At 47.2% G+C, this 18,796-nt stretch carries 15 protein-coding genes; 12 read left to right on the top strand and 3 right to left on the bottom strand.

The genetic code is table 11. The features are described from left to right. Window positions 1-184: 184 nt before the first annotated feature. From BQ7364_RS14830 to BQ7364_RS14840, 3 genes are all read left to right on the top strand, one after another. Window positions 185-3,481 (top strand): DEAD/DEAH box helicase family protein, encoded by a 3,297-nt coding sequence (locus BQ7364_RS14830; RefSeq protein ID WP_072685432.1) that lies wholly within the window; start codon window positions 185-187, stop codon window positions 3,479-3,481. Window positions 3,482-3,863: 382 nt separating this feature from the next. Next, the gene (locus BQ7364_RS14835) at window positions 3,864-4,217 is read left to right on the top strand and encodes a BlaI/MecI/CopY family transcriptional regulator (RefSeq protein ID WP_006057941.1); all 354 of its coding nucleotides are present in this window, start codon (window positions 3,864-3,866) and stop codon (window positions 4,215-4,217) included. A gap of 10 nt (window positions 4,218-4,227) precedes the next feature. After that, window positions 4,228-5,709 carry a M56 family metallopeptidase gene (locus BQ7364_RS14840; RefSeq protein WP_072685433.1) on the top strand — a complete coding sequence of 494 codons (1,482 nt, stop codon included), beginning with the start codon at window positions 4,228-4,230 and terminating at the stop codon, window positions 5,707-5,709. A 257-nt stretch (window positions 5,710-5,966) separates the two neighbouring features. Here BQ7364_RS14840 and BQ7364_RS18570 read toward each other — a convergent pair whose 3' ends face one another. Then, on the bottom strand, window positions 5,967-6,983 hold the full coding sequence (locus tag BQ7364_RS18570) for an Ig-like domain-containing protein (RefSeq protein WP_072685434.1): 1,017 nt from the start codon (window positions 6,981-6,983) through the stop codon (window positions 5,967-5,969). Window positions 6,984-7,278: 295 nt separating this feature from the next. Further along, window positions 7,279-7,764: a hypothetical protein gene (locus tag BQ7364_RS14850; RefSeq protein ID WP_072685435.1), complete on the bottom strand. Its 486-nt coding sequence runs from the start codon at window positions 7,762-7,764 to the stop codon at window positions 7,279-7,281. A gap of 334 nt (window positions 7,765-8,098) precedes the next feature. Between BQ7364_RS14850 and BQ7364_RS14855 the strand changes: the two genes are divergently transcribed. The 4 genes from BQ7364_RS14855 to BQ7364_RS14870 all read left to right on the top strand — a co-directional run bounded on the left by BQ7364_RS14855 (window position 8,099) and on the right by BQ7364_RS14870 (window position 11,425). Continuing rightward, window positions 8,099-8,299 (top strand): DUF1146 domain-containing protein, encoded by a 201-nt coding sequence (locus tag BQ7364_RS14855; RefSeq protein WP_072685436.1) that lies wholly within the window; start codon window positions 8,099-8,101, stop codon window positions 8,297-8,299. Between the two features lie 48 nt (window positions 8,300-8,347). Next, window positions 8,348-8,980 (top strand): M23 family metallopeptidase, encoded by a 633-nt coding sequence (locus BQ7364_RS14860; RefSeq protein ID WP_159432823.1) that lies wholly within the window; start codon window positions 8,348-8,350, stop codon window positions 8,978-8,980. A 136-nt stretch (window positions 8,981-9,116) separates the two neighbouring features. After that, a complete protein-coding gene (locus tag BQ7364_RS14865) occupies window positions 9,117-10,106 on the top strand; it encodes a rod shape-determining protein (protein WP_006057934.1) in 990 nt (329 codons plus the stop codon). Window positions 10,107-10,165: 59 nt separating this feature from the next. Then, window positions 10,166-11,425 carry an undecaprenyl-phosphate alpha-N-acetylglucosaminyl 1-phosphate transferase gene (locus BQ7364_RS14870; RefSeq protein WP_072685437.1) on the top strand — a complete coding sequence of 420 codons (1,260 nt, stop codon included), beginning with the start codon at window positions 10,166-10,168 and terminating at the stop codon, window positions 11,423-11,425. A gap of 174 nt (window positions 11,426-11,599) precedes the next feature. On the opposite strand, the gene BQ7364_RS14875 is transcribed toward BQ7364_RS14870, so the two are convergent. Beyond that, complete coding sequence (locus BQ7364_RS14875; protein ID WP_072685438.1) at window positions 11,600-12,475, bottom strand: LysR family transcriptional regulator; 876 nt, start codon at window positions 12,473-12,475, stop codon at window positions 11,600-11,602. 107 nt (window positions 12,476-12,582) lie between these two features. Between BQ7364_RS14875 and BQ7364_RS14880 the strand changes: the two genes are divergently transcribed. From BQ7364_RS14880 to hpt, 5 genes are all read left to right on the top strand, one after another. Continuing rightward, the gene (locus tag BQ7364_RS14880) at window positions 12,583-13,989 is read left to right on the top strand and encodes an MATE family efflux transporter (protein WP_229100717.1); all 1,407 of its coding nucleotides are present in this window, start codon (window positions 12,583-12,585) and stop codon (window positions 13,987-13,989) included. 317 nt (window positions 13,990-14,306) lie between these two features. Then, on the top strand, window positions 14,307-14,882 hold the full coding sequence (locus tag BQ7364_RS14885) for a hypothetical protein (RefSeq protein ID WP_229056704.1): 576 nt from the start codon (window positions 14,307-14,309) through the stop codon (window positions 14,880-14,882). A gap of 187 nt (window positions 14,883-15,069) precedes the next feature. Continuing rightward, window positions 15,070-16,854 carry a SpoIIE family protein phosphatase gene (locus BQ7364_RS14890; protein ID WP_159432824.1) on the top strand — a complete coding sequence of 595 codons (1,785 nt, stop codon included), beginning with the start codon at window positions 15,070-15,072 and terminating at the stop codon, window positions 16,852-16,854. Between the two features lie 149 nt (window positions 16,855-17,003). Then, window positions 17,004-18,227, top strand: coding sequence for a tRNA lysidine(34) synthetase TilS (gene tilS, locus BQ7364_RS14895; protein ID WP_072685441.1), 1,224 nt, complete (start codon window positions 17,004-17,006; stop codon window positions 18,225-18,227). Between the two features lie 21 nt (window positions 18,228-18,248). Then, window positions 18,249-18,788: a hypoxanthine phosphoribosyltransferase gene (gene hpt / locus BQ7364_RS14900; protein WP_072685442.1), complete on the top strand. Its 540-nt coding sequence runs from the start codon at window positions 18,249-18,251 to the stop codon at window positions 18,786-18,788. Window positions 18,789-18,796 lie beyond the last annotated feature (8 nt).

Genomic DNA, 18,796 nt, shown 5'->3' on the forward strand with positions numbered 1-18,796 from the left:
TATGCTACTGGAGCTGCACAACCGGGATTGGCTGTTAGCAATCTCGAAAAAATTCATGTTTCTGTACCGAAATTGTCCCTCCAGAAAAAGTTTGCAGACTTCGCTCGTCAGAGCGATAAATCAAAATATGTCGCTCCACATAAGTGAATGTAAGTGTATAATTAGATTAGAACGGAGGGAATTTATGACTAACTTCGATTATTTGAAAGACGAAAAAGATTTTGATAGCTTTGTAGATATTGCGGTTGTCGCAGAAAAAACATTCAATATCGATGTTAGCTCATGTATTTTTAACTGCCGACGAGCGATGGAAGCGGCAATTAAATGGATGTATTCCGTTGATCGAGAATTGAAAGTTCCCTATCAGGATAATTTACATAGCTTGATGAATACTGATGCTTTTAGGGATATCGTGGGTACTGATTTGTGGAATCGTTTAGAATTCATTCGCAGATATGGTAATAAAGCAGCCCATACCACAGATAAGAAAAGTGAAAACATAGCTAAAATATGTTTGCGTAACCTTTTCTATTTTCTTGACTTTATCGCTTACTGCTACGTCGAAAATTATGAACAGAGAGACTATGATGAAACCTTATTAGAGACTCAAAAGATAAGTGAACCCGATAATAAAGTACAAGATATTGAATTACAGACTCTGATTGAAGAAAATAAAGCCTTAAAAGCTGAATTAAGTGAGCGCAGAATTCAACAACAGGATACCTATGTTGCCAGGCCTTTGGATTTATCTGAGTTCAAAACAAGGAAGCTATATATTGATGCCATGTTAATTGATGCTGGATGGACAGAAGGCAAAGATTGGCTGAATGAAGTAGAGTTAACTGGAATGCCAAATAAGTCGAATGTTGGTTATGCTGATTATGTTTTATTTGATGATGCGCATAAACCATTAGCGATTATTGAAGCGAAAAAAACATGTGTTGATGTTTCTCAAGGAAGGCAGCAAGCCTCTTTATATGCTGATTTAATAGAAAAACAATATCATGTAAGACCCGTTATTTTTCTGACGAATGGTTTTGATACCCGAATTATAGATAATCAATATCCGGAAAGAAAAGTTTCATCTATTTATTCTAAGCGAGATTTGGAAAAACATTTCAACTTGCAGAAGATGAAATCGCATTTGAAGTATATTGATATCAATAAGGAGATTGCTGGGCGTTATTACCAGGAAAATGCGATTAAAGCAGTTTGCGAAGCTTTCGATGCCAGAAATAGAAGAAAAGCACTACTGGTCATGGCAACTGGTTCAGGTAAGACAAGAGTTGTTATCGGACTTGTCGATGTATTATTAAAAAACGGATGGGTAAAAAACATTCTGTTTTTAGCAGACCGTAATTCTTTAGTTATTCAAGCAAAAAGAAGTTTTGTTAATTTGCTTCCAGAATTGTCAGCGACGAATCTGGTTGAGGAGAAAGATAATTATAACGCACATGCGGTTTTCTCTACCTATCAAACGATGATGGGCTGTATCGATTCAATTAAAGAAGAGGGCAAAAAACTTTTCACTTGCGGGCATTTCGATTTAATCATATGCGATGAAGCTCATAGATCCATCTATAATAAATATAAGGATATATTCACGTATTTTGATGCACCGTTAGTGGGCTTGACCGCAACGCCAAAAGATGAAATTGATAAAAACACGTATGGAATTTTTGAACTTGAAAACCATGTTCCGACTTTTGGATATGAATTAGCTCAAGCTGTAAAAGATGGGTATTTAGTCGATTACTTATCAGTAGAAACAGATTTGAAATTTATTGTTGATGGAATTAGCTGGGATCAATTGAGCGACGAAGAAAAAGAAGAATACGAAAATACCTTTACGGATGAGAATGGAAATTTTCCAGAAAGGATTAGTCCTGAAGCGTTAAATGAGTGGGTGTTTAATGAGGATACTATAAAGAAAGTTTTGAGAACCCTATTTCATTATGGAATTAAAATTGATTATGGCCAGAAAATAGGAAAAACAATTATATTTGCTAAAAATCACAATCATGCGGAAAAAATATACGAAATTTTTAATAAAGAATATCCACAGTTAAAGGGATATGCAAAAGTAATTGACAATTATATCAATTATGCACAAACTGCGATTGATGAGTTTTCGGATGCTAATAAGCTTCCTCAGATAGCAATATCTGTAGATATGTTGGACACGGGGATTGACGTGCCTGAAGTAGTAAATCTTGTTTTCTTCAAAAAGGTAATGAGCAAGGCAAAATTCTGGCAAATGATTGGACGTGGAACCCGTTTATGTCCTGGACTGCTGGATGGGGAAGATAAAAAAGAATTTTATATTTTCGATTTTTGTGGTAATTTTGAATTTTTCAGAATGAATAAAGGGAAAGCTTCTGCGAATATAACCGCTATTCAAGGAGCGATCTTTAACTTGAAATTTGAAATTGTGTGGAAACTTCAAGCTATGGCTTATCAGACAGAGGAATTAAAAGTGTGGAGAAGTACTTTAGTTGATGAATTGGTGGCAAAGGTAAAAGAATTGGATCGTTCCAAATTTGATGTGCGCCAACATCTTAAATTTGTTGATTTTTACTCGAATCCAGAAAATTATGTAACTTTGACCTCTGATGATTGTTCAATGGTTAAAAATGAGCTTACACCGCTGATTCAACCTGATGAAGATGAGATCAGCGCAGTGCGATTTGATGCTTTAATGTATCAGATCGAGTTAGCGTATCTAATGAATAATCGGTATATGAAAGGGTATAGAGATTTAACTAATAAGGTTAAAGAAATTTCCAACGTAGCCAACATTCCGGAAATTCAGGTTCATTCAGACTTAATCAACAAAATCCTGCATACAGATTATTTGGACAATAGCGGAATTAATGAGTTTGAGGAAATCAGAGAAAAACTTAGAAGTCTTATGAAATACTTGCCAAAAGGAAAAATAAGTAAATATGATACTAATTTTGAAGATGATATTCTTTCTATAGAATGGCATGAGTCAGAACTTAATCAAACTAACTTGGAAAATTATAAAGCGAAGATTGAATATTATATTAAGCAGCATCAACAAGACAATCCAGCCATCATAAAACTCAAGTCCAATGAACCTCTAAATTCCAAGGATCTAAAGGATTTAGAATACATTCTTTGGATTGAATTGGGAACGCAACAAGACTATTATTCAGAGTTCGGAGATAAACCATTAGGTGAATTTGTCAGAGAAATTGTAGGCTTGGATATGAATGCCGCGAAAGGGGCGTTTGCGGAATATCTGGATGATGCGGAGCTGAATAGTAATCAGATTTATTTTGTCAATCAGATTATTGAATATATTGTAAGAAACGGTATGCTAAAGGATCCAGAAGTGCTTAAACATACACCGTTTACAGATAAAGGTACGATCCTTGAATTGTTTGGTAATGATTTAAACATGTTAAATGGAATTCAGAATGTTATTAAAAGAATCAATTCTAATGCTTTATCCTGAGATGCAAGTTCTAGGTCTAAGTAAGAATGCGTTATATCATTAAAGCTGGGATAAATTGCTGCCCAGCTTTTAAACTATTTGGGATTTTGATTCTCAGAGTAAATGATTTTATTAGATAATTGCTATTCTTTTGTTCGTAGATTTCGATATCAGATAAATTTAAAAAATTTGATAAGTTATGCCGGAACGGGAATATTGTTTTTCAATTCACTTTAAGCTATTAACAGCATATAAAATTGAGATGTAGAATTTTTTTGAAATTAAGAAAAGATAATTCCAGTAAAACAGATCAGACTACTCAAATCGTCTTGACATTAATGGACTATTGTAGTAGTCTTTATTTAACAAGAAGACTATTGAAGTAGTCTGAAAGGAGGACAGGATGAAATTATTCGATTCTGAATTAAAAATCATGGACGTCTTATGGCGGAAAGGCAAAACACCGGCGAAGGAAATTGCCGATGAGCTGGGCCAGAGTATCGGCTGGAATAAGAATACGACGTATACCGTGATCAAAAAATGTGTGGATAAGGGCGCGGTTTTGCGCACGGAACCCAACTTTCAATGTGAGGCGTTAGTCCGCCGGGAAGAGGTTCAGAAAGAGGAAACCGCGGAGCTGATCAATAAAATGTTCGGTGGAAGCGACGAGCTGTTCTTTTCTTCCTTCTTAAAGAATAAGGGACTCAGCGATGAAAAAGCCGACGAACTTCTGAAGCTGATCGAAAAGATGAAATGAGGAAAAAATCATGTGGATTGTTAAAATGAATATGCCGCTGGTGCTGATGAGTTTGGTCGGGGGCGGAATGATCGTCATCGTGGTGCTGCTCAAAAAAATATTCGGACGGTTTCTGCCGAAACGGTTGTTTCCGCTTTTATGGATCTGCGTCCTGATTCGTCTGCTTCTTCCCTTTTCATTATCGACGCCGTTCAATCTGACTTCACTGCCTGACTGGAAGCTGCCGGTATTCTTTGAACGGTTTGCGGAAAGCGCAGATGTGATCGTACAAGCCGGGACTGCCGGTCAGACTGCGGAAACAAGCGTAACCAAGGATCGGCAAATTGCTTATACAACGACTAACGAAGTCGCGCAGTCAGCGCTTCCGGCATTTCAATGGAATTGGGTAACAATTCGCATTGCCGGAACGCTGCTTTTGGGAGGATTTTTATTCTGGCGCTATACCCAGACGCGCCGCAAATTTGACGATAGTATTTTGATTGAAGACGATGAACGAGTCAGCTCCATTCTGGAAGAACGAAATGTGCGGGCGGAAGTATATCTCAACGATCAGATTGAAGGCCCGCTGGTTTCCGGCGTGCTGCGTCCACTGATTTTCCTGCCCGCGAGCCTGGATTTCCGGGATTCGGAACTGCTGCGGAACATCCTGCTTCACGAATGCGCGCATATCCGCCGCCGGGATAACCTGATGAAGCTGGCCGCATTGCTTGCGCTCTGTATCCACTGGTTTAATCCGCTGGTCTGGCTGATGGTCAACTGGATCAGCCGGGATCTTGAGGAAGCGTGCGACGAAACGGTGCTGACGATCCTGGATATCCAGCAGCGTCAAAGCTATGCCCGGGCGCTGATTCAGATGTCGCGCAAACGTCTGAAATTTGCCTGGAACTACTGTGCATTCAGCCGCAATGAAGTGGAACGCCGGGTCCGCAGCATCGCTGCCTATAAACCGTTGAAGAAAATTATGACAGTCAGTTGTCTGGGCCTGTTGGTCAGCTTTACCATGATCACCGCGGCGGCAGCCCAAACCCCGTTTTCCTCAGAGCTGTCGTCCATGTGTTCCAGCGCGGACTCCCGCTTTATGCTGGAAGCGGAACTGACGCGGGATCTCAATCTGCCATCGACGCAGGAAATCCGCAGCCGTGCCGATCAAGCCTTGATCCAGGTATTGCGCCAGAATCCGCAGGATGGCCTGAACGTCTTGAGAGAAAAAGCCGCAGCCGCGCTGGTTGCCGAATTTCACGCCGAGCCGCGGGCCTTCCATATTGCCGCTTATCTCAACTTAAGCGATGAGATACTGGATCAGGAATATCAGGAACATGAGCTGATCTATGACCACGAAGGCTATACTTACCAGGGAAAAAAGGTCAGAGTGATGGAGGACAAAATGGCCGGCCGATACTCAATGCAGAGCGATGGTCAGGTCGACGTCTATATTGAACGCGATGACCACGGCCAGATCGTTGATCTGAAAATCTACAGGGTTCAAGATTAACTTGTCTCTGATTCAGAAAGGACACTTTGGGACAGGAAAGAAAAAGTTTTACATCGGAGTTTTTACGCTGATTAATTTTAAGAAAAGGATAAGATAAAAGGATAAGATAAAAGAAAACCAGAATGCAGATTGATACGTACAATGACAAGGATACAAAGTCCGTATCATTATTTGGAAGCAACAGGCATTCTGGTTTTTATCATGATTTTAGAAAGATGAATTTCGCAGTCTATCGACACAAGTCAATAAGTTAAGTTTTAAGGTTTGCATGTCTTGCATGGGATATAGCCCATGTTGATCACTTCTTCTCGATCACCATGATAATCCCAACGATTACTGCTTTTTATGGTTTTGACGTGGCGGCAGCTTGGATAGTGAAATTTCATTGTATTTGTATTTAATACATAATCCGCACCCTCACTTTGATATCCTTGCTGACTTGAGGATTCCGATTCCAGGACAATTTGTTTTTCGCTGACGGCAACGGTAATATAATCTTCCAATCCATCACCTTCAACATGAATTTTGGTTGTCCCTGCAGCGACGCCATTGACATTGCCTTGAGAATCGACCGTTGCAATTTCTTCATTATCAGAATAATAGTTTAAATAAGAAGGTGTATTCCCGCCGCTTGAACCATACTGAACATAGGTGCTGACAGTATCTCCGATTTTGATTTGCCAGGCGTTGCTATAATAAGAAGTATTTGCGTATAATAAGAGGGTTTGAGGAGACTGTGCCGGTTCCGGCGTAGGCGCGGGAGTTGGAATCGGGGTAGACTTGACTGCCGGTGAAGGCGTTGGCGAAGGGAGCGGACTTGCAGCGGGCGAAGTGGATGAAGTTGGAGAACTCTCTCCAGCTTTCTGTTCCTGCTCCTTTTCTGCTCCGTTTGAAACGTTTTTTTCTTCTTTCTGCGATTCATTGAAATCGTTGACCGCAAGAGCATCGGGTTCCTGAGTTGCCTCAACTGTAGCGGCAGGTGTGGCAGCGGCGGCCGGTTTATCTGCGGAAGGAACATTGGAAAATAAGATCCCTGAAAAGAACAAAAGAAGCATAAGAACAACAGTCAGACTGGGCTTGACTCTGTATTTCTTCTTTATTTCTGCGATGGATTTGATCGGGGCAATGAACAAAGCTGCGAAAATGAACAGGACTGTTGCGAATAATCCACCTCCGGAAATAAAGTTGGCCAGAGCTATCAAGGCGATGAATGCAGCGAGAATTCCGGTAAAGCAACGTAAAAGGACGGGGCCTGGCGATGATTTCTTTTTCATGAAAATGAACTCCTTTCATAACGGCCTGGAATATAAATTTATTATATCATTAAACATTCGTTACTCTAATTAATTTGAAAGAAGCAGAGTAAATGAGTCCTCGTTTTGTAAAACAGGAAGAAAGTTGTTTCATTAGTGTGATCAAGGCTCAGAAAGAGGACTGATGAAAGGATGTCAAAAATAAATCAGCAAGCTGAAAAGAATAAAAAACAGGCATATTGCCTGATGTGATATCGGAAAACCCGCGGTTCAATTTTTTGATGTGATTTTCATTCTTTGATAATCATTTATCATTTTATCGGTAAAGCAGAATCGAAGGAAATAAGAACAAATACGGCGCCGTCAAAACCGCCAGAACCAACGCCGCTTTGCGCTTCTCACTGAGCGACCAGTCCAGCTTGCGGAAACTGATTTTGAGGTTGAAAAAATAAATCAGAGCCCCTGCTGTCGCCACTATCAGCGCAACAAGCAGAAATCCGGCAAAGTTGGAAAATGGATTAAACTGCATTGCGTAGGGAAACGGATCGCTCAAAACGGTGGAGAGGATAAGCAATATTGCGGCGCCGATGAAATCGGCCAGATAACCAAACGCAAAGATCCCAGGAAAGCTCTTTTTCCAGGCTGAAACGAAAGACTTATGATTCATTTTGCAGCCCAGGGCCAACACCAGCGAATCAATCGCGGCGTTCCCAAGGAATGTGATCAGGAAAAGCCAGGTGGAAGGAATAAACAAAAAGAACCAGATGGGAAACAGAATATTATAGAAGCGATCTTTTTTCATAAGCTCTCCTTTACTGAATCAGGCCATTGCGCCAGCTCTGGATTTTCAGCAGCGGCGTATCATTGCCTTGTGAAGATTCCGGTTATCTCTATTATATAAGGAAAAACGATGTGAAGGAAGAAGACCGGCGAAACGTAAGAAAATTGTAATGGGCCGGTATGAATCACTTACCTTTTTATGCCGGCAAGGAAACCAGAGATAAAAGTAACGTTTGACAGCCAGCCTCTTAATCCAGTATGATGAACGAAACAAGGCTGTCCGCTGCCGCCTAGGGAAAATGGATTTTGTCCGCTGGAAATAAGCGGAAGCGGCAAAGAGGGAAAGGAAGGATCTTATGGAAGCGATCGTTCGTGTCGTTGTGCATCTGGCCTGTTTTGCGCTGGCACTGTACGCCATGCAGGCCCTGAACTATGAAAAACTGATCCGCAAAGGGCGTGTCGTGCAGGCCCAGCTGCTGTATATTCTGACCGCGATGTGCATCGCTTTGTTAGCGGCGCAGTTTTTACTCAATCTCGTCATCAAGATCCATGTATAAACAAAAAGGACATGGACATACTCACCACTAGAGGTGAAATCCATGTATATGTACGAAAAGAAAAGTACCAAAGGCAAAGCAACCGCCGTGATCCTGATGACGATGATTCTGATTCTGATCTCCGGTTTCTTCATTGCCAATTCCACTTTATTCAACAACAAACCCGTCCTTCCGGTCAATCAGCCGGACGCCGTGGCTTCCCTGCATATCCCGGTCGTACTGCCGGCAGACGAAACCGTCGCCGCGCCGTTTGCGATCAACGCCAAGGAAGTCCTGCATTTCTTCGATAAAACAAAAAGCGAAGACGTGCTCAGTCAGGCCGTTACGGAATTTGAAGGCGTGTATCGTCCGAATCAGGGACTCGATTACGCGTATGACGGCAAAGTCTTCGAGGCCACGGCGATGCTTGGCGGAACGGTGACGGAAGTCAAAGAAGACGCGATGTTCGGCAAGAGCGTCACGGTGAAAACCGGGGAAGATCTGGAAATTACCTATCAGAGCTTATCCCAGGTATCGGTGAAAAAAGATCAGGTTGTCAATCAGAACGATGTCCTTGGCCTGGCAGGCGAAAACATCTATAACAAGGATCTGGGAATCCATCTTCATGTCGTGGTGCAGAAGGACGGTAAGCTGATTGATCCGGCAACGGTCATCGGCATGAAGCCGGCTGAAATAAAATAGCACTTCGGTGCTGTTTTTTTCTGACAGGTACGCGCTGCGATAGCCCTTGAAATAGTTACAAATTCATTAATTCTGGTGTTATTTTAAGGAGTTGTGTTATAATGTTTGTGTTTACACGAGATGCGGAGGTTGGTTTATGTTGTTTACCAAAGAAGTAGGTATCGACTTAGGTACCGCGAATACATTAATTTACGTTAAAGGAGAGGGCATCGTGTTGAACGAGCCTTCCGTTGTTTCATTAGATGCAGAAACGAAGAAGTGCCTGGCTGTCGGCCAGGACGCGAAGGAAATGCTGGGCAGAACCCCGGGCCGCGTCAGCGCGATCCGTCCGTTAAAGGATGGCGTCATCGCCGATTTTGAAGTCACCGAGCTGATGCTTGAGCATTTTATCCGCAAACTGAAACTCAAGGGAATGTTCTCCCGTCCGACGATTCTGATCTGCTGCCCGTCGAACATCACGTCCGTCGAACGCAACGCGATCCGGGACGCGGCTTACCGCTGCGGCGCCAAGCGCGTTTACATCGAAGAGGAACCAAAGGTTGCGGCGATCGGTGCGGGTCTGGATATCGCCAAGCCGACAGGCTCGATGGTTCTGGATATCGGCGGCGGAACGACCGACGTTGCGATTCTTTCCCTGGGTGAAATCGTCACCAGCACGTCCTTAAAGATTGCGGGCGATAAGCTCGACCGCGATCTGATCAAATATGTGAAGGAAAGCTATAAGCTCTTGATCGGCGACCGCACTGCGGAAGAAATCAAGAAGCGCATCGGCACGGCCTGGAGAGGCAGCCGCAGCGATTCGATGGACGTCAGTGGGCGTGACCTGGTCACCGGTCTGCCGCACACGATCACGCTGAATTCGGAAGAAACAGAACTGGCCATGCGCGAAAGCCTGCAGGACGTCGTCCGGGCCTGCCGTACAGTTCTGGAACAGACACCTCCGGAATTGAGTGCGGATATCGTCAGCCGCGGCGTAGTCTTAACCGGCGGCGGCGCGCTGCTGCAGGGGATCGATCAGCTGCTGATCAACGAGCTGAACGTTCCGGTGTATGTCGCTGAAAACGCGCTGTCCTGCGTGGCGGAAGGCACGGGCGTCATGCTTGAAAATCTGCATCTTGTTCGCTAGTAACCAACAATATCGCTGATTCAGCGATATTTCTTTATCGTAGTCTGGGGGTACTTTCAATGCTGCATTTGATTGAAGGCGCCTTTCCGTTCTTTGCGCTGCCGTTTGTGATTTCTCTGATCTGCGTACCGATTGCCAAGCGCATCGGATTCGCCTTAAAGGTGTACGCAGTGGAAAACAACCGAACGGTTCATCACGGAAAGATAGTGCAGATGGGCGGTCTGGCCGTTTTCGTCGCCTTTATGATTTCAATGGCCTGTTTTTTGAAGGCCGACTCGACCATCAACGGGATCCTGATCGGAGGCTCGGTGGTCTTTTTGGGCGGCTTGCTCGACGACATGATCAATTTGTCGCCATTAAAAAAACTGTTGTTTGAAGTCGCCGGGGCGCTGATCGCGATTCTGGTCGGCGGCATCGGCCTGACGTCGATCACCCTGCCGTTTGGCATTGAGATCAATATGATGCCGTTTTCCTTTCTTGTTTCGTTTATCTGGATTGTCGGCGTGACCAACGCGATCAACCTGATCGACGGGCTGGACGGCTTATCGGCAGGCATCTGCTTTATCGTCGTCTGCACGATCGGCTTCATCGGTTTCTTTATGGGACGCCGGGATATTCCGGTGATCTCCTTGATCCTGGCGGGTGCGATCGCCGGATTTCTGCCGTACAATTTCCATCCGGCGTCGATCTTCCAGGGCGACTGCGGGGCGTTGTTCCTCGGATTCACGCTGGCCTGTCTGTCGCTGCTGGGGTTTAAGACGACGACGTTCATCACGCTGGGCTTCCCGGTGATCATTCTGTTCGTTCCGATTTCCGACACGCTGATCGCAATGGTGCGGCGGAAGCTGAGCGGCAAGGGGATCATGCAGGCAGACCGCTCGCATTTGCATCACATCTTAATGTATAAGCTGAAACTGGGACACCGCAACACCGTGCTGGTGCTGTATCTGGTGACGGCGCTGTTTGGCGGCTGTGCCGTCTTGAGCTATTTTAATGAACAATGGGGCATGATCATGCTTGTGTTGCTGACGATTGTGGCCGAGATCTTTGTGGAAGCGACCGAAATGATCAATCCAAAGTGGCATCCGTTATTGGGACTGTGCCGGCGCCTGACGGGACATCCGAAGAAGAAGGCGTTAGTCGAGGAAACAGATCCGAGCGACGCCAGCGAAATCCTGAGTGAAACAGAGTCCGATGCGGAGCATACGGAAGCAAAGGATCAGGAAGAGAAGGGGCCGGCAAAGACGAAAGCCTCGAAAGAGGAAGAGCCATCGGATGAAAATGAAGCAGATTCCGAGAAGAACGAAGACCTGAAATAAAAGAAATAAAAAAGACACGGAATTGGAAGGGTTTGCGAACTTCATGAATTCCGTGTTTTTAAATGCATAAAAACTGTTTTTTTTACGGTGGGGAAAGACAGAAGAAAGGCAGAAGAAAGGCTAAAGAAAGGCAGAAGAAAGACAAGAAAGACTGTTAGCCGTCAGCCATTTTCGTTAAGCTTCAAACAACGCTTCGAAATAATGAATGAGATAATGATAAAACGGATGAATCAGAGCTGTCCGGGCGCTGTCCTGCGGATGCAGGGAGATTCTTAATTCGCGGGCACATTGCGGACTGGCTATCGGAATCAGCTTCACGTCTTCGCCGATGGCTCCCCAGGTATGTTCGGGCCAGAAACCGATGCCGCTGCCTGCCCCGATCAGATTGCGCACCGTTGCCGGGCTGTCGCTTTCAAAGATAATTTTCGGCTGAAAGCCTGCCGCCTGACAGAATTGATCGCAGATCTTCCGGAATTTCCGGTTTCCGGCCAGACAGATAAAGCCTTCTTCCTTTAACTCTTTTAAATCAATGGAGCTCAGCCTGCTGTAAAGGGAGGCAGAAGGAACCGCAAGCAGAATCGGTTCCCGGAAAGAAACGGAATTGTCCACTTGGTGCGAAACCGCCGGCAGTTCTGTCAGCGTATCGACGGATAAATCACAAATTTGCGTCAGTTCATTCTGCATGATGGAAAACAAGATTTCCGAATGATCATGTTTGTAGGCGATCACGGCGTCCGTCACAGCCCGGGAAGCCGCCAGGACATTGATGTGCAGCGTGCAGGCACTGCGCTGAGCCAGCTGCCGCATCTGCTCGGGGATCTGATCTAAAGCTGACAGAGGTTCGCGAAGCATACCGTAAAGCGCACGGCCATAGTCCGTCAGCACGATGTTGCGGCCGCGCGAGGCAACCAGGGGAATGCCGAGTTCATCCTCCAACCGGTGAATTGATTTGGTGATCGCCGGTTGTGCGACGTGCATCCGTTCTGCAGCCCGGGTCACGTGCTGAAGCTCGGCCACGGCGGCAAAATAGCGTAGCTGGGTTAACTCCATAATTCTTCCTCCTTTCATAACGGTTTGTTATTAATTCGATCAATATTAACTATTACTTATTATACATGAACGGTGCTATACTTGGAAAGTCTGATAGGGGGTTTTTTATGAATAAGGATTTAACCGTAGGGAAACCGGCGGTTGTGCTGTGGAAATATTCGCTTCCCCTTTTCGGGAGTATTATTTTCCAACAGCTTTACAACATTGCCGACAGCTTTGTGGCCGGCCGCTGGATCGGTACGTCGGCCTTGGCGGCCGTGGGAAATTCCTATGAAATTACATTGATTTATATCGCGTTTGCGTTTGGCTGCAATATCGGCACGTCAGTCGTTGTAGCGCGGCACTTCGGATCGAAAAATTATAACCGGCTGAAGACGGCGGTGACGACCTCGCTGATCACCAGCACGGTGATCGGACTGGCGCTGACCGGGCTGGGCTTGATCGGCGCGGACTTCCTGTTGAAGCTGATTCAGACGCCGGCGGAAATCTTCGGGGATTCGTTAGAATATCTGTTAATTTATCTGGGCGGCTTCCTGTTTCTTTTAATTTACAACATTGCGACGGGGATTTTTTCAGCGCTGGGTGATTCGCGGACGCCGTTTTATTTCCTGGCGGTGTCTTCCGTTACGAATGTGTTTGTCGATATTCTGTTTGTCGCGCAGCTGAACATGGGCGTGGCTGGCGTAGCATGGGCGACGTTTCTTTGTCAGGGCGTTGCGGCGGCCGCGGCGTTGACCGTCGTGTTGAAACGGCTGCAAAGTCTTCCGGAAAGCGGAAAGGCGCCGCTGTTTTCCACTGTTTGTCTGAGAGAGCTGACGCTGATCGCGGTGCCGAGTATCTTACAACAGGGCTTTATTTCCGTTGGCAATATCATGATTCAAAGCATGATCAACGGCTTTGGCATGGCGGCGGTGGGCGGCTATTCCGCGGCGGTGAAGCTGAATAATATGACGATCACTTCGATTACGGCGATCGGCAACGGGATGTCCAATTATACGGCGCAGAATGCCGGGGCCGGAATCCCGGAACGGATTGAAGCGGGACTTTCGGCTGGAATCAAACTGGCGGGGATGATCGCGCTGGTGTTCGCGGGGCTGTATCTGGCGGCCGGTCCGGCGTTTGTCGGCTTGTTTATCACCGACGGCAATCAGGCGGCCTTATCCGCCGGCGTGATGTTCTTGCGCATCGTTTCGCCGTTCTATCTGGTGATCGCGGTGAAGCTGATCGCGGATGGAGTGCTGCGCGGAGTGAATCGGATGAAGCTGTTTATGACGGCGACGTTGACGGATCTGGTTATCCGCGTCGTCTGCGCTGGTCTTTTCTCAACGGTTCTGGGGCTGGGCTTAACCGGAATCTGGCTGTCCTGGCCGGTTGGCTGGCTGATCGCAGCCACAATGTCGGTGTCCTTCTACCGTGCGGTGAAGCAGCAGCGCTTCGATATCCCGCAGGAAGCGATCCAGCCGGAAATGCCGGCCGAAGAAACGGCGGCGGAATGGATCGAAAGTGAAGCATGATCCAAACTGAGCCAGATCTGAAATAACGCTGTATATTCTGATTTTTGATCCATTGGGTCAAGATGGAAACCTGATGCAATGATTCAATCCCGCATCGGTGGTGAACGCTTTCTGGATTTGCGTTGCCGCCGGTAAAGGGGATTGGATCGGAAGTCAGGTTTTTCTTTTGGAACCGGATGAGGTTGAATTAATTTTTCTGCAATACTTGTGAGCGGCAGGCAGGGAAATTCGTATGCAGAAAAAAAGTATTCTCGCAAACCGAGAAGAAAGCAGGCAAAATGTGAAATCGGGCAACATTATAATCAGGAAGGTGAAGAATGATGAAAAACAACCTGATGCTTGAACGTCCGGCTTTGAATTTGTCGCCGATTTACAGTGAAGATCCTTCGCTCAAGGAACAGTGGGGAGCGTATCTCTCATTAAAGGAAGAAGAATTTTCCGCGCTGTCGGTCCGGCAGGCGCATTGCCATCTGGTCAGCGAAGCGAACTGGCTCAACCGCAAGGATGCCCGCAGCTGTGTCCAGCTGGGCGTGAAAGCGAAGATCGGTGATATCTGTTACATCGACTTTGGCCAGGCGTATCTGAATGAAGCGGGTTTTCAGCACTTCGGCGTGATCCTGTCCTTCTGCAATGGCAAAGCGTTCGTCGTGCCGATGACGTCCAATCCGGTAACCTATAAAATGGCGTATGATCCGATCGAATGTCCGAACGGCCGCCGGCATCTGATGCGGATTGGTCTGATCGAAGGCATGAAGAAAGAGTCGGTGCTGTTTCTGAACGACTGCAAATACATCAATACCGCCCGGATTATAGACGTCAAAGCGACGATCCCTGAAAACAGCGCGCTGTTCCGTCATATTGTCAACCGCGTCAAAGAATGCCTGATGCTTTAGAAATTGAAAAGAACTGGAAGATTCGACAGGGTTTTCAGCGAAGCTTTCTTACAATAGCCTTAAGAAGGTGAAAAACATGAGTCAGCTGACCCTAAAGAAGTCTACGGCATGGCTCCGGAAGTTTCATAGGAGCGATGGGTTTTTAGTTTTCAGTTTTTTCTTCACTGCGCTTTCATTTCGATCCGCAGTGTTTCTTTATCCCGGACTGGCCTTTTTCTATCAGCGCAACCGCAGGGAGGGAATGGCGGCGGCAATCGGCACGCTGGCTGGCAGCTGTTTCTCTGGCTTTGCCGGATTTTACTGTCAATTACTGCTGCTGGTCTTCTTCCTGCTGCTGATTTGTCTGATCCAGCTTTTGCGGCAGAATTTATTCGCGTGGTTTCCAATGATCTGCGGTCTGAACGTCCTGCTGGCCAGTCTGGCGACCGGAACGGCCTTCGCGCAGGGGTTGGCCGCGGCGGGGGCGGGGGTTCTGATCTGCCGCTTCACCCAGTCGGACTGGATGTGGATCGACACGGAATTCAAGCTCAGCATGATGATGCTGGGAATTCTCGGAAGCAGTCTGATCTATCCGATCATGACCATCTTTCCATTGGAAGGCGCATGGATGGCGTCGGTGCTGGTGATGGCATGTCTGGCCATGACGATGCCGGTGCGTGAATATCTGGCGTTGTGTTTAGGCTTGTTATTCTGTTTTCCCATCGGCAGTCATACGCCGGTCTGGTGCGCGGCGTTGTTATTGTTGAACATCCTGCGGCAGGATATGGGCTGGCTGCGCTTCTTAGGCTGGATGGTGCCGTTAATCTGGACCCGGCAGCCAGCCTGGTCGCTGGCTTCAGCGATCGTGATCTTTCTGGCGGCGCAGCAGTTCCCGGCCTCGCAGATCACGCAGCGCTGGGTGAGCGAGGAAAAACAGACGCTGAACGGTCAGCGGATCGAAGGCCGCAAGCGGACTTTACTGCACCAGCTATCGCAGTTTTCGCATATCTTTGATTTGATCGCCGATTATTTCAAACCGATTCACCCAAGTCAGTCGCGGATTCTGGAAGGGATGGCCGATGCACTGGATACCGTGGCGATGCAGATGAAGCAAAGCGTCGTGGATGACGAAGCGCTGAGCGATAAACTGGTGAATCTGTTGGAAGGGTATCACTTTGAAGTCAAGCGCGTCCATGTTCAGCAATGGGAGGAAGGTCCGCTGCAGGTAGTGATCGACTTCTCCCAGCTGTCGCACAGCGAATTGGAGGAAGTCGTCCTGCCTCTGATCCACATGGTCGTCGACCCGGATCTGAAGGTGACGCGGTTTCAGCGCAACCGGATTTTCTATACCGGCAGCCGGCTGGAGTTGTCGACCTCTCAGCCTTCAACATTGAAAACACGATTATTTACTTTAAAGAAGGATCCTGAGGTTTCCGGCGATACCAGCGCGGTGTTCCGCAACGGTCAGACAACGATCTGTACGATCAGCGACGGGATGGGCTGCGGCCCCCAGGCGGCCCGCAGTTCCCAATTTGTCACGCAGGTGCTGCAGCGGATGCTGAGCGCCAAGCTGCCGGTGGAAGCGGCGGTGCAAAGCATTAATGCCCTGCTTCATGCCGATCAGCGGGAGTTGTTCGCAACCTTGGATTTCCTGTGTTATGACCAACGCCGCCATCAGGCATTCCTGAGTAAGTCCGGGGCGTGTCCGACGTATCTGATCCGGGAGGATCAGATCATGGAAATCAGCGGCGAATCACTGCCGATCGGGATCATTCAGGAAATCGAAACGGATTGCTTTCAAATTGACTGTCAGGATCAGGATTGCTTTGTGATGAGCAGCGACGGCGTGGAAAAACAAGTGCTCGATCAGTGGATCCGCGGCGGCGATCCGGATCAGATTCTGCAGCGGATTGAAACCGGTCTGCGTGCGATGGAGGAAACCGGCTGCGCCGACGACGTGACCGTGTTAATCGCCCGTGTCAGCAAGCGCTGACGCGGGTTTTTCACATTTTGGACTTCAAAACAGAAAAAAGCCTGAATTTATACAATAATCCGGGATTGTCGCAGGCGAATCGCTTGGCAACGGAATACTTCTGTGGTTCAATAAATAAAACCAGGATTCAAGCGGAAGGAGGCGGTACGATGCGGTGGAATCAACTGGCGGAAAAAAAGTGGATCGTGGGTGTTTCCGGGGGGCCGGATTCGATGGCGCTTCTGGATTTGTGCCGCCGACATCGTGTGAGCGTTGTGTGCGCCCATGTGAATTATCATCATCGGCCGACTGCTGACCGCGATCAACAGATCGTTGAAGCGTATTGCCGCAGCTATGCGATCCCGTTTTATTCGCTGGATCCGGTCAAGGAAACGTCCGGAAACTTTCAAGCCTGGGCGCGCGAGGCGCGGTATGCCTTCTTTGCGCGGCTGGCCGATCAGGAAGCGGCGGCAGGTGTTCTGATTGCTCAGCATCTGGACGATTTTCTGGAAACGGCGCTGCTTCAGCAGGAGTCTGGAAGGCAGTGCGAAGTGCTGGGCATCCGGGAAGAAGGCCGGGTGCTGGGCGTGGTCGTCGTCCGGCCGTTGTTAAGCTGGACGAAGCGGCAGCTGCAGGAATACTGCGGCCGGCATAAAATTGCCTATGGGATCGACGAATCCAATCTGAGCGACGATTACCGCCGCAATCAGCTGCGTCATCATGAACTGGCGGAACTCAGCGAAGCGCAAAAGCGGAGTGAAGTCAGAAAACTGAAAGTGCGCAACCGCAATCGTCAGAAAAAGAAGGAAGCTGTCAAAGCGAAGCTGAATCCCGCGGATCCAGTCATTTCCCAGGAAATATTTCTCACGCTGAGCGAAGCGGAACAACGAATTTTTCTGCGTGCGTGGATGCAGGAACAGGGCGTGGTTCCGCCTTCAGAAGCCTTTCTCATCGAGCTGATCAAAGCGCTGAAGCAGAAAAACGGGAATTTCGACGTGAGTTTCAGTAAAGACCGCCGGTTTCAGGCGGCTTACGGATTCTTTTCACTTGACTTCACAGATGAGGTATCTTATTGTTATGTTCTGGATAAAATAGAATTGTTCGCGACGCCGTATTTCAGGATCGCGGAGAACGGAGAATCCACGGAAGCGGTCACACTCTATCAGGAAGACTTTCCGATCACGATCCGCAATCCCCGTCCCCAAGACGCGATTCAGCTCCGATTCGGCACAAAACGCTTAAACCGGTGGTTTATCGACAGGAAGATCCCGCCGGATCAGCGCCGGCGCTGGCCGGTTGTCGTCAACTGCCGCGGCGAGATCATTCTGGTCCCGAAAATAGGCTGTAATGTCGCACATTACTCTAACAATCCAACTTGTTTTGTGATAAAATAGGGATATTCTGGAGGTTTGGCTATGCATCCGTGTTTAGAAAAAGTTTTACTTAATGAAGAAGAAATTGTAGCTCGCTGCAAAGAGTTGGGACAACAAATTACCCAAGAGTACAAAAACAATGAACAACCACCGCTGTTAGTCGCGCTGCTGAAGGGATCCGTCCCTTTTTTGGCAGAATTGATCAAGCACATTGATCTGGACATTCAGTTTGATTTTATGGACGTTTCCAGCTATGAGGGAACAGAGTCGATCGGCGATATCAAGATTATCAAGGATCTGGACTGCTCTGTCAAAAATCTGGACATCCTGTTGGTCGAAGACATCGTCGATACCGGCAGAACGTTAAAAACGGTCAAGACGATGCTGAAAAACAAAGGGGCGCGGACTGTCCGCGTCGTCACGCTGCTCGATAAGCCGGACCGCCGGGTTGTCGATATTGAGGCGGATTATACCGGCTTTGAAATTCCAAACGAATTCGTAGTCGGATTTGGACTGGACTTCAATCAGAAGTACCGCAATTTCCCTTTTGTCGGTGTCCTGAAAGAAGAATGCTACAAGTAACGCTAGCG

Origin of the sequence: Holdemania sp. Marseille-P2844, assembly GCF_900120005.1 — a bacterium.
Classification (GTDB): Bacteria; Bacillota_I; Bacilli_A; order Erysipelotrichales; family Erysipelotrichaceae; genus Holdemania.